The sequence below is a fragment of the Cetobacterium sp. genome (genome assembly GCF_977044495.1).
Genome location: NZ_CDRRQU010000028.1, coordinates 18,410 through 29,886, shown reverse-complemented (window position 1 = coordinate 29,886; position 11,477 = coordinate 18,410). Strand labels below are relative to the sequence as shown.

Below are 11,477 nucleotides of genomic sequence, written 5' to 3'. Positions count from 1 at the left end.
AAAAGGCGTCAAAAGAAAAACCCTGACGCCGAGTTAAATTCGTATTATTCTAAAGAAAATATTAGTATTAAAAGTAAAAAATATTAAATCTATTAATCTAGAAAAATTACTGAGGTTTACACAAAGATTTAAACACTCTCTAATTTGGCGCCAAGATTTTTTCTTAGGCGCCTTTTTCATATTTCTCTGTAATAAATTATATGTTGTATAATTTTTTTTCAATTTTTTCTATAATTTTTTTCAAAACAAAAATTCTAGCATAATACTTATCGTTAGCTGGAACTATATGCCATGGGCAAGAATTTGTAGAAGTTCTCGATATCATCTCTTCTATGGCTGCTTTATATTCTTTCCATTTTTCACGATTTCTCCAGTCTTCTTCAGTTATTTTCCATTGTTTAGAAGGAGTTTTTTCTCTTTCTTTAAATCTTTTCAATTGTTCATCTTTAGAAATTTGTAGCCAAAATTTGATAATGATAGAGCCATTATTGCTCCATTGAGTTTCCATATCTACAATTTCTTGATAAGCTCTTTTCCATTCATATTTGGTAGCAAATTTTTCAACTCTTTCCACAAGTACTCTGCCATACCATGTTCTATCAAAGATAGCTATATGTCCATATCGTGGAAAAGATTTCCAAAATCTCCAAAGATAATATTTATTTTTTTCGACATCATTTGGAGCAGCAGTGGGGATAACATCATAACCCCTAGGATCCATTTTTTCAACAACTCTTTTAATATTTCCACCTTTTCCAGCAGCATCCCATCCTTCATAAGCTATTATAACAGGAATACGTCTAGTATATAGTTCGTGATGGAGATCTGAGATTTTGTTTTGTAATTTTACTAGCTCTTTTTTGTATTCTTTTTTATCAATAGTTTTATTTAAATCAAGATTGTCTAATGAATAGGGTTTTTTATATGGAAGTAAAACATCATCAGGTCTTATTTCTTTTTGATTTAAATAATTTTCTATTTTTTCAACGATTATTCTAAAAACCTCGGATTTTGCTCCATACAGGCTATTTGAAGAGATAATGTTCCAATCACAATTAAAATTATTAGTTCGTTCTATGATATCTTCCCAGTTTCTAATAATAGATTTGTAATTAAAGTTTTGTTTCCAAGCATACGGAGTTACTTTCCATGATTTTGCTGGATTTTTTTTAGCTTTAAAATATCTCTTTCTTTGTATTTTTTTAGATACATGAAGAAAAAATTTAATAATTAACATTCCACTTCGAAGAAGAGATCGTTCAATTTTATTGATTTCTTTACACCTTCTAGTAATATAAGCTTCTTCTTGAAAAGCGAGGTCGTACCAAGATTTATCAAAAATATGAAGTTCTCCTTTACCAGGAATATCCTCTAAATATTGTTTTAATGGAAGGGTGTTTTCTTCTAAAGGATGGTTATGACTAATAACTCGATAGCTCCTAGGGTCTAATGTTACCAAAATTTCGTTTATAACTGAACCTTTACCTGAGGCTTCAAGTCCTTCGAAAATAATTAGAATAGGGATTTTTTTATCTTTACTGGTTCTTTGGAGCTCTGCAAGTTTTAACTTTAAAGGGAAAATAACTTTATGATACTCTTTTTCTTTCATTTTTAAACAGCTTTCATTACTTAAAATTCCCATAAAAACCTCCTTTTTTTGTAACAACTACTTACAATTGTTTCTCTTTGGAGTCTAAAAGATTTTTAATCATTAAGTCATAGCGTGCTGGAACTTTTTTACTCCCATTTCCAAAATATTTTTCCATAATTTTTAAATTTTCTATTTTAGAGAAATCTTCCAGTGTATTAATATTGTTGCTATGTAAAAGAGCTATAATTTTTGGACTAATACCTTGAGAAAATGTTATATTAAATTTTTTATTTAGATACTTTCGTAATGATGTCGAATTTATTTCGATTTCATGGAGAGTATTTCCTTCAATTGTATTTACGACTTTTCTTTCATACTCTGTAATCTCTTTTGATATACTTTCAAATTCTCTGTCTGCAATCTCTAAAAAACCAGCTAAAAGTTTAAATCGTCTTTTTATATCTGTTGGGAGTTGCCCACTGAATTTATAATTTTTATCATGTTCAACTTCAGCCCATGCATGCTGTAATATTGTTCTAACTTGAACTTCAAACTTTAACCCTTCAAATCTTTCAAATTCAGGAAGTTCCGAAAGAGTTTTTGGTAGAGTTGCAACTAGATGAATTGACTTATATCCAACCTTATCTTCTCCTAAAGTATCACTTTTATCAACACTATTACTTTCATCAATTATAAATGTATGTCTTAAAAAATTTTCAACAATTTTGGTTTCACTTTCTAAAAAGGTAATGACTCGAAGACCACATAAATCAGTGGCTTCTTCGATACATATATAGCCTTTTCGTTCTATTTTCTTTTGAAAACTTTCTCTTGTTTTAGCTCTACTTGTAATTGAATGATAGATAATTTTTTCTTTTTCAAAGGACTGTTTTAAAAAACGTTCTAATCTTTTTCCTAATTTACGGTAAAGCTCTCTATTTTTTTTATAGTAGTTTAATAGTTGAAATTGATTACAATTAATTTTTTCCATAGTTACCTCACTTAAAAAAATAATATCCATATATAGTTATATCACAAAAATAAAAAAATCCTTGTTTTTTTTATTTTATAATGCTACAATAGTCGAAATATTTGTTTTTAAAGGAGGTGTATTAAATGAAACAGCAATTAGATATTTTGAAAATTAATACATCTTTGACAGAGATAGTTTTATTTTGGTGGTGGCCATACTAGTTTGTAGCCTAATAGTGTAGGATACAAACTTATTTTAGCTTGGTCAAAACTAAAGTAGATTGTATCTGTTAGATTAAATAAAAGTATTTATTCCACAGATATATATCTGTGGATTTTTTTTATAAAAATTAGGAGGTGTAGTGACGTGAACAAAAAAAGAGAAAAGTTTACTAACAAAATAGGATTTATTTTATCATGTGTAGGAGCAGCCATAGGACTTGGAAACATTTGGCTTTTCTCTTGGAAGCTGGGTACTTATGGAGGTGCAGCGTTTTTAATACCATACTTTATATTTATGGCTTTGTTTGCTTATATTGGATTAGTGGGGGAAATATCATTTGGAAGAATGATGAAGAAAGGGGTACTGGGTGTTGGAAAGCTCATGGAAAAAAAAGGAGTTCCCTTTGCTAAAATTTTACCAATTGTTCCAATAGTTTTTGTAGCGGGTATATTTACATTTTATGTAATAGTTTTTGGATGGATAATAAAATATTTTGTGACATATTTAACGGTGGATATGAATACCTTAAATTATGAAGAGTATTTTATGAGCTTTACTGGAAATACAGAATCGATATTTTGGCATTTTATAGCTATTATTTTGAGTGTTGGAGTAATCTCCTTGGGAGTAATAAAAGGAATTGAGAAAATAAATAAGATTGTGATGCCACTTATGTTTGCAATATTTTTTGGACTTGTGATAAAATCCTTAACTCTTCCTGGAGCAATGGAGGGAGTTAGATTTTTATTGAAACCAGATTGGGATAAACTTTCAAATCCAATAACTTGGGTCATGGCTTTAGGGCAGGCATTCTTTACTGTTGGAGTGAGTGGATCAGCACTTTTAGTTTATGGAAGTTATTTGGATAAAAAGATAGATATATCTACAAGTGTTATTCAAACGTGTATTTTAGATACATTAGCAGCATTAATGGCTGGCTTCATAATTATTCCTGCAGCTTTTGCTTTTGGATATGGACCGGGAGCTGGACCAAGTTTATTATTTATAACACTTCCATCTGTATTTAACAATATGGTAGGAGGGAAAGTTTTGGGAATTATATTCTTTTTAAGCGTGATATTTGCAGCTATCTCGTCCGCAATAAACCAATTAGAGGTTCCTGTAGAGGCAACTATGGAAAAATTTAATATCTCTAGAATTAAAGCTAGTATAGTAGTCGGAGGAACCCTGTTTTTAATTGGGTTGCCATTAGATTTAGATATGAATCTATTTGGGACTTTTGCTGATATAATGACAATATATTTAATACCACTTGGAGCTATTATAATTTTAGGGTTTTATTTTTATGGAATAGATGCAAAATCCATAGAGTATGAAATTGATTTGGGGGCTAAACATAAAATTGGAAAATATATTGTAAAGATTGGAAAATATATATTTGTGCCTGGAGTATTGATAATCTTAGTATTAGGAATTTTATATGGAGGTATTGGATAATAGAAAACCAAGAGTCTGAAGGCTCTTGGTTTTTCTTTTGGTTATTCAAGGATAAGAGCTAATTTTTTTGTGATAGACTCTTCGATTTTTTCAATATAAATTTTAAAAGTTTCTGGATTATTTAAAAAAGGTGATAACACACATGATCTCAACAGAGTTAAATTGCGAATTTTGCTCCATTCTTCATCAGGGATATCTAATCTTCGTAGAACATTCAATGGGCTATTTGCATAATCTTCTATGCTGAAATCTGTATGTGATGTAACAAATTTATTTGAATATATATTTGGTGTCATAACTGAGGATAAATCATAAAGAGTTTGATTTAATTTATTTAGAGATTCTAAAGACTTATTTCCTTCGACATTAAATATAAAGTCAACCATATTGAAATCTGGTAAAGTTAATGGCTCTACTCTTACAATTGTATTTTTTACTTTGATTGATTTTTTAGTTTTTAAATAGTTATAAAGATTAAATGCTCCTTCTATGCTAGCACCCATTAGTTTGCCATAACCACTTATATTTAATGGTAAAACTCTATGGGCACTCCAAACAGCAGCAGCAGTGGCACCAGCTTTAGAACCTTCCATAATGAACGCTCCGAGTAAAGCTGGAATTTCTACACCTTTTTCAAATACATAGCTGGCAAAATATGATATAGAATTTCTCATTCTTCTATCTTTAATTACAATTCCACCGGTAGCGTAAGGGATGTAGCCCATTTTATGCGGATCAATCGTTATACTGTCTGCATGCTTCATGGCTTTAAATGCGTTATATATATCGTCGTTTGGCCAATTGATATTTTCATTATAAAAGATACCATATTCTCTATATATTTTTTTCAATTCTGCTTTTTCAATAAAATTATATTCTTCATCTAAGAAAATTGACCTGGCATACCCTCCATAGGCAGCATCGATATGAAAATAAAAATTGATTCCATTTTTAGAATATTCATCTTTAAGTGCTACTATTTTATCAACATAATCTATAGCCCCTTCTTCTGTTGTTCCTACTACTGCAACAACACCTAAAATTGGAGTTCCTTCAGCTATGAGATTATCGATAGCTAATTTCAGCTTATCTACATTCATTCGATAATTATTATTAAGTTCAATAGTTAGAATATCATTTGTACCAATTCCTAATACATCTGCGGCCTATAACCAAGAATAATGTTTTGTTTCTGGAACAATCCATTTACCTAAATGAGGTAATTCTTTAGAGACAGCTCTTGCAGAATGCGCTTTTAAAATATCCCATTTTTTTTCATGATTTTCAATTAAATTTATAGTCTCTTCAATAGACATGTTCATTAAAGCCCAATTATCTTTTCCTTCTACAAGTTCTGGAACTACTTGTTTTATGGCTAATGGTAGTGATTTTAAGTTTCTGGCATACCACATTCCTTCAAAGTTGGCTATAGAACCATCACAACAGATGTGTCCCCAACCTTTAATTGGATCAAATCCTAGTAATTTACATAAATCTGCACCTACTTCGCTTTCCATGATAGAAGTTGGTTGTGAAGATTCATAGGCAACATTATTCAAATTATAAAGCATAGCACCAAAGTATCCTAATAATCCAGGCATTAAAGTTTCAGAGTTCATATGTCCCAAATATCTTGGTGAGTGCCACGGAGTAGCTCCAACTCTTAGACGTCTAGACAGCTCTTTTAAAACTTCTTCACACTTTTCTGAAGTATTAATAAAGGTCTCAGAATTTTTTAAAGAAATTTTTATAATTTCATCGTCGCCGGGTTGATAATTTTTTCTCCATTGTGCATGTTCCTCAAATAATCTAACTAGTTCTTTTAAAAAGAAATCTTCATTTTCTGATTTAGGTCCTAAAAAAAGTGCATTCAAATCTACTCCAGTGTTTTGCATAGTTATTCATCAACTCCTTATTTAATTTGTTTTTTCCAAGATTCTTTTTTTAATTTATAGATAATCAATGGTGCTATGAATAAAAGTAAAACTCCAATAATTTGTCCAAATAAAGATACAGTATGAAGATTTTCCGGAATATCACTGGATGGAATAATACTAACTATAATTGTTAATATGACCCCAATCATACCTAAAGTAACAGTTATCCACATTCCAATTTTACCTCCTGGAACAGGAACTGATCTTACGACATCAGGCTTTTTGTATCTTAAAACAACCTCTGCTATCAGAATAAAAATGTATACGATACAGTAAAGGACAGTTGTCAACATCAATATAATTATAAATCCTGTATTAATAGCAGGAACAATAATATATAAAAGAGTAACTAGTGTTATAACCGTAGCTTGTATTAAAATAAATGTGACTGGGATATTATCTTTATTTCTTTTTTGAAAAATAGGTGGTAACAGACCTGCATCAGCAACTTTAATCATTGCTTTGGATGGACCTAAAACCCAGGCGTTTAATTGAGCGAAAACTCCTAAAGCAATCATGAGTGCAATAATATTCGTTGCCCACGGAATTCCTAGTGCATTAAAATATATTTCAAAAGGTTGTGTGATGACTGCTAAATCAATCTCATTAGATGGTATTGCATTAGCTTCTGTTAACGAAGCAATTAAATTAAATATAACCATTAAAAATATTGTTATAAAAACAGCTATTGGATAGTTTCGTTTAGGATTTTCAATGTCATTAGCGTGAACAGATGCAATTTCTAGACCTGCAAAAATAAAAATAACACCAGCAAAAAATGAAAGTTTATCCAAAGAATCGAGATTTGGAATAGCAGTTTCCCAATTCAAAGGTCCCAAATTAACATTTCCTATTTTAAAAGAATACCAAAGACCTAGAGTAATAAGTAAAATAGCAGGGATATATATTCCTATCACAGCTCCCCAAGTACTAATCCATTTACCAAATTGTGCTTTAAAGTTTAAAAGTGTTATAAACCAGTATGTAATGATAACAGTAACTACAATAAATATATTATTATTAGCAAGTTGTGGCCTACTGATAACATATGGAATCATTGCTGCAAAGGCTGTTGAAACCATTACCATACCAAAAAACATTTGAACCCATAGTAGCCAAGCTGTAACAAAAGCCCATTTTTCGCCAAGTGCTTCTTCTACCCAAACTTGTGGTCCTCCCTCCTCTGGCCAACCTGTTGCAAGTTCAGCAGCTACAAGGGAAATGGGAATGGCAAAGAATATAGCAGCGGCAAGCATATAAAAAATTCCATACCATCCAACACTAGCAACAGTGGGTATATTTCGAATACTTCCATAAAAAGCAATACTAAGTGCAATTAGTTGAAATAATGTAATTTTTTTATTCATACAAAGCCTCCTCATTTTAAATTTGACTGAGTATACGTAATAATACAGTAAATTCCTACTTTAATTTAAAAATATTGATAATTTAAAAATGTAAAAAATAAAAGAGAGCATACCAAATTTTTGATGTGCTCTCCATAACTAATCTTTTAAAGAATTTCTATAGAATTTATCGCGATAGATTTTGATGAATATCGCTGCTTCAATCGTCCACTGCAAGGATGTAATCCACCAAAAATATGTAACGGGCATTCTTTTTAAATAGATGAAATAATACATTAAAGGTAATCTAATACACCAATTACAAAATAAAACTATCCTAAATGGAGTCTTAGTATCTCCCATTCCTTTAAGAGAGCCTGAAAGTACCATGTCTATAGCTGTTGGGATTTGTTGAATAGCCCCAATTGTAAGACAGGCGGCTCCAAGAGCAATAACTTCAATCTCATCACTTTTTATAAACAATCTAACCAGATTCTTTGAGAAAAATAAAAATATTAAAGAAAAAAATCCCATGACGGTACAGGCTAAAAGTAAAGATGTATTGGCATATTCTCTAGCTCCTTTTAAGTCCTTCTCGCCAATACTATGTCCAACTAAAGAAACTGCTGATATAGCAAATCCCCATCCGGGCATGAAAGAGATACTTTCAATAGTAACGGAGATTTGATTTGCAGAAAATGCTAAACTTCCAAGTTTCATAACCATCATAACACTTAAGAGCCTTACAATACTGAAAGCTCCTTCCTGTAATCCAGACGGAACAGCTAGGTCAACAAGTTCTCTTAGGTAATTCAAGTTTATCTTACCTTTTAAAGAAATTTCAAATGGTAATTTTTTAAGTTGGCTTAGGATAAATAAAAAGGCACACACATTTCCAATTGCAGTAGCTATAGCAGCACCTTCGACTCCTAATTTAGGAAAACCAAATTTTCCAAATATAAGAGTATAGTCTAAAGAAAGATTCACTATGTTCAAAATGGCAGCTCCATAAAGAGGAGTTTTAGTGTTTTTACATCCACGAAAAACACCATTTAAAAGGTTTGTAACCATATTGAAGAAAAGTCCAATAGAACAGATTCGCATATATTTATATCCTAAAGTTAGTACATCTCCTTTGGCTCCAGCTAAACCCAATATATTTTTTGGAAAAATAAAAAATATCAAAAAGACAAAAAAGGCTATAATTCCACCTATTTTAATTCCTAGATTGGCAGTTTCTTTAGCTTTTTTATTTTTTTTGGCTCCGAGGCAGCGAGCGACAAGAGAGGTTATAGATATAGATAAGCCCATTGCGATTAGAATATTGATAAAGGTATACATAATTTCGGAACTAAATCCCACAGCTGAAACGGAAATTTGTCCACCATATTTTCCCACCATGAGTGTATCAAAAACCCAAATCAACATATAAAGTATCATTTCACCAACAGCGGGAATAGCCAATTTTATAATCTCTTTTGAACGATTTAAAAATGCACTCTTAATCATAAAAAGTTCACTCCCCTTAGTAACATAAAGTTTCTAGATTTTACCACAAAAATTATATAAAAGTCAAAAATTGAAGAGGGCTATTTCATAACCCTCTTCCTTGCTTTTATAAATTTTTTATTGCAATATAAACATCGACTATTCAATTCATCTTCATCATGAAATTGTTCTGAAAAATCGCTATTTGGAACTTTTCTCCCACAAATTTTACAGAATTCATTTCTTCCTTCTCTCTGTTCAAAAATTAACTCTATATTTTTTGTCATGTTTTTAAAAATTCCTTGAATTCTTTTAAAGCTGAAGAAATTTAGCATTTTTATCACCTCATAAATTATTATAGTCATTTTACAAAAAATAAACAACATTCCTTTTATTTCAACAAAGGTTTGAAGGATTTTTATTTTTTTCTAGAACATATAGATATAAATATCTTTATCGGGAGGATTATTAGTTATGAAAAAAGTTGTTATCCTATTAAAAAATGGCAATGATTTGGATCTTATTTTCAAAAGTTATATCTATTTAAAGTCTCATTTTGGTTTTGATATCGTGCCAATATATATTCGAGATATAGCTTACAGAATCCCAATTAGTGAAACTGTTTTAAATTCAGGTGGTGCCGCTGAAATTTTAAATGAGATGGAAGATGATTTTATTACACAAATACATAATGCTTTAAAAAAATATAAAATTGAAACGGAACTCTTGGTACAATCTGAAGTGGGAGTTGATGAAATCAAAACACTGTTGAAAACTTCTGATTTACTTATGTTAGAACAAGGTACATATTTAAATGATTTATTTTTAGAATTGCTAAAAATTACCTATAGACCAGTCATTATTTTAAGAAATAAGCCTTTAACTTTTGAAAATATTTCAATAGCTTCTAATGATGGAATTAAAATTAATAAGAGTGTTTATAATTTTTTAACCCTTTTTCCTAATTTGGATATAAATAACATTCCAGTACTTTTATGGAATTGTAATTATGAAAAACACTATTTGGTTGAACTTATAAAAAACAAAGGTTTTTCGGCAGATATTATAAATTTTAATTCCAAAGACGATACTTTAAAAGATTTTTACTTTGCTTTAGGGAAATTTAATCTGGTTATTATGGGGAATTTAAGTCGTTCTTTTCTTTTTGAAAAAATAACTAATAGAATCGGGCTTAATCTTTTAGAAAATTTAAATACTTCTATTTTTATAGGATAAGCTTGCAAAACTATTAAAAAAATGGTGTAACTATTAAGCTACACCATTTTTATTTATGTTTTTCTATCTCCCAGCTCATAATCGTTCTAATAATAACTATTAGAAGTACTATTATAATATTTTGAAAATCTCTTAAAATAATGGTGTCGACAATATCAGCGATAATTAGAAATTGAAGACCTACTAAGATATATTTATCAAAAGTTTCTCGCATTATTTTATTAAAATTGAGATTTTCTTTGTTTGTAAAAAGAATTTTGATACTTTTAAAAAAACCAAAACAAATTACTCCGATAGATAAAGCTGTAAAAAAGAAAGCTAACCAGTGTAGTAAAATTTTAAAAAAATCCATAAAATAGTGTTCAAAAGTAAGCATGAAATTTACCCCCATTGATAAAAGTTATCCTTCTAAATCTTGTTCTCCTCCGCCATTAATAGGAAGAATTTGTCCAGTTATCCATTTAGATAAAGGTGATGCCAAAAAAAGAACGGCCATAGCTATATCATCAACTTCTCCCAAAACTTTCATTGGAGTTTTTTTCAACATAATTTCTTCTAAACTCGGTGTTAAAACAGTTGCAAGTGCATGAGTTTTAATTGCACCCGGTGCAATGGCATTGACTCTAATAATCGGACCCAAATCAACAGCCATATACTTAGTAAGTTGATTGACTGCAGCTTTGGAGCTACCATAAACGCTCATATTGTGACTTTGCATTAAGCTAGCCATAGAGCTAATATTAACGATTGCTCCATATTCACTAGCAATCATGTGAGGGGCACAAAGTCTAGAAAGATTAAAAATGCTGAAAACATTAAGGTTATATATTTTCTGTAGATATTCAGGTGTTAACTCTAAAAATTTTTCTCTTCCACCTCCACCTCCACCAGCATTGTTAATTAAAATATTTACTTTACCAAATTCTTTAATAGTAGCTTTGACAAGTTCCTCCAAGTTTTTAATAGAAGTTACATCACATTCTATTCCAAATGCTTTAACTCCTTCACCTCTAGCTCCAATGGCGGTGTTATCGGCATCAACTTTATTTAAATCAGCACATACAATATTAGCACCAGCTCTAGCTAACATTAGAGCAGAAGCTTTACCAATTCCAGCACCAGCACCAGTTATAACGGCGACCATCCCTTTTAAATCATAGTGATTTTCAATTTTAAACATAACAAAATGCCGTTATTAAATATTTATAAAATTATATAGTAACGGC

At 30.3% G+C, this 11,477-nt stretch carries 11 protein-coding genes; 2 read left to right on the top strand and 9 right to left on the bottom strand.

What is annotated here, in order from left to right:
* Window positions 1–196: 196 nt before the first annotated feature.
* Together ACWI69_RS08060 and ACWI69_RS08055 are read right to left on the bottom strand one after the other, a co-directional pair.
* Complete coding sequence (locus ACWI69_RS08060) at window positions 197–1,642, bottom strand: phosphate--AMP phosphotransferase (RefSeq protein ID WP_448821328.1); 1,446 nt, start codon at window positions 1,640–1,642, stop codon at window positions 197–199.
* A 28-nt stretch (window positions 1,643–1,670) separates the two neighbouring features.
* On the bottom strand, window positions 1,671–2,582 hold the full coding sequence (locus tag ACWI69_RS08055) for a GTP pyrophosphokinase (protein WP_448821327.1): 912 nt from the start codon (window positions 2,580–2,582) through the stop codon (window positions 1,671–1,673).
* Between the two features lie 348 nt (window positions 2,583–2,930).
* Here ACWI69_RS08055 and ACWI69_RS08050 point away from each other — a divergent pair, with 348 nt between their 5' ends.
* Window positions 2,931–4,244, top strand: coding sequence for a sodium-dependent transporter (locus ACWI69_RS08050; RefSeq protein WP_448821326.1), 1,314 nt, complete (start codon window positions 2,931–2,933; stop codon window positions 4,242–4,244).
* Between the two features lie 41 nt (window positions 4,245–4,285).
* Here the strand turns inward: ACWI69_RS08050 and ACWI69_RS08045 are convergent, their stop codons facing one another.
* From ACWI69_RS08045 to ACWI69_RS08025, 5 genes are all read right to left on the bottom strand, one after another.
* Entirely contained in the window at window positions 4,286–5,368 is a 1,083-nt protein-coding gene (locus ACWI69_RS08045) for a pyridoxal-dependent decarboxylase (RefSeq protein ID WP_448821329.1), read from the bottom strand.
* A gap of 42 nt (window positions 5,369–5,410) precedes the next feature.
* The gene (locus tag ACWI69_RS08040; RefSeq protein WP_448821325.1) at window positions 5,411–6,139 is read right to left on the bottom strand and encodes a hypothetical protein; all 729 of its coding nucleotides are present in this window, start codon (window positions 6,137–6,139) and stop codon (window positions 5,411–5,413) included.
* A 17-nt stretch (window positions 6,140–6,156) separates the two neighbouring features.
* Window positions 6,157–7,548, bottom strand: coding sequence for a tyrosine-tyramine antiporter (gene tyrP, locus ACWI69_RS08035; RefSeq protein ID WP_448821324.1), 1,392 nt, complete (start codon window positions 7,546–7,548; stop codon window positions 6,157–6,159).
* Window positions 7,549–7,686: 138 nt separating this feature from the next.
* On the bottom strand, window positions 7,687–9,036 hold the full coding sequence (locus ACWI69_RS08030) for an MATE family efflux transporter (RefSeq protein WP_448821323.1): 1,350 nt from the start codon (window positions 9,034–9,036) through the stop codon (window positions 7,687–7,689).
* 80 nt (window positions 9,037–9,116) lie between these two features.
* Complete coding sequence (locus ACWI69_RS08025; RefSeq protein ID WP_448821322.1) at window positions 9,117–9,380, bottom strand: hypothetical protein; 264 nt, start codon at window positions 9,378–9,380, stop codon at window positions 9,117–9,119.
* Between the two features lie 109 nt (window positions 9,381–9,489).
* Between ACWI69_RS08025 and ACWI69_RS08020 the strand changes: the two genes are divergently transcribed.
* Window positions 9,490–10,251 carry a hypothetical protein gene (locus ACWI69_RS08020; RefSeq protein WP_448821321.1) on the top strand — a complete coding sequence of 254 codons (762 nt, stop codon included), beginning with the start codon at window positions 9,490–9,492 and terminating at the stop codon, window positions 10,249–10,251.
* 49 nt (window positions 10,252–10,300) lie between these two features.
* On the opposite strand, the gene ACWI69_RS08015 is transcribed toward ACWI69_RS08020, so the two are convergent.
* Window positions 10,301–10,627: a DUF1622 domain-containing protein gene (locus tag ACWI69_RS08015; protein ID WP_448821320.1), complete on the bottom strand. Its 327-nt coding sequence runs from the start codon at window positions 10,625–10,627 to the stop codon at window positions 10,301–10,303.
* 24 nt (window positions 10,628–10,651) lie between these two features.
* Window positions 10,652–11,431, bottom strand: coding sequence for a glucose 1-dehydrogenase (locus ACWI69_RS08010; protein WP_448821319.1), 780 nt, complete (start codon window positions 11,429–11,431; stop codon window positions 10,652–10,654).
* Window positions 11,432–11,477 lie beyond the last annotated feature (46 nt).

What these genes read in the sequence shown, in the direction of transcription:
- ACWI69_RS08060 (WP_448821328.1), bottom strand. Translation starts at nt 1,642, where the DNA reads ATGGGAATTTTAAGTAATGAAAGCTGTTTAAAAATGAAAGAAAAAGAG.
- ACWI69_RS08055 (WP_448821327.1), bottom strand. Translation starts at nt 2,582, where the DNA reads ATGGAAAAAATTAATTGTAATCAATTTCAACTATTAAACTACTATAAA.
- ACWI69_RS08040 (WP_448821325.1), bottom strand. Translation starts at nt 6,139, where the DNA reads ATGCAAAACACTGGAGTAGATTTGAATGCACTTTTTTTAGGACCTAAA.
- tyrP (WP_448821324.1), bottom strand. Translation starts at nt 7,548, where the DNA reads ATGAATAAAAAAATTACATTATTTCAACTAATTGCACTTAGTATTGCT.
- ACWI69_RS08030 (WP_448821323.1), bottom strand. Translation starts at nt 9,036, where the DNA reads ATGATTAAGAGTGCATTTTTAAATCGTTCAAAAGAGATTATAAAATTG.
- ACWI69_RS08025 (WP_448821322.1), bottom strand. Translation starts at nt 9,380, where the DNA reads ATGACTATAATAATTTATGAGGTGATAAAAATGCTAAATTTCTTCAGC.
- ACWI69_RS08020 (WP_448821321.1), top strand. Translation starts at nt 9,490, where the DNA reads ATGAAAAAAGTTGTTATCCTATTAAAAAATGGCAATGATTTGGATCTT.
- ACWI69_RS08015 (WP_448821320.1), bottom strand. Translation starts at nt 10,627, where the DNA reads ATGCTTACTTTTGAACACTATTTTATGGATTTTTTTAAAATTTTACTA.
- ACWI69_RS08010 (WP_448821319.1), bottom strand. Translation starts at nt 11,431, where the DNA reads ATGTTTAAAATTGAAAATCACTATGATTTAAAAGGGATGGTCGCCGTT.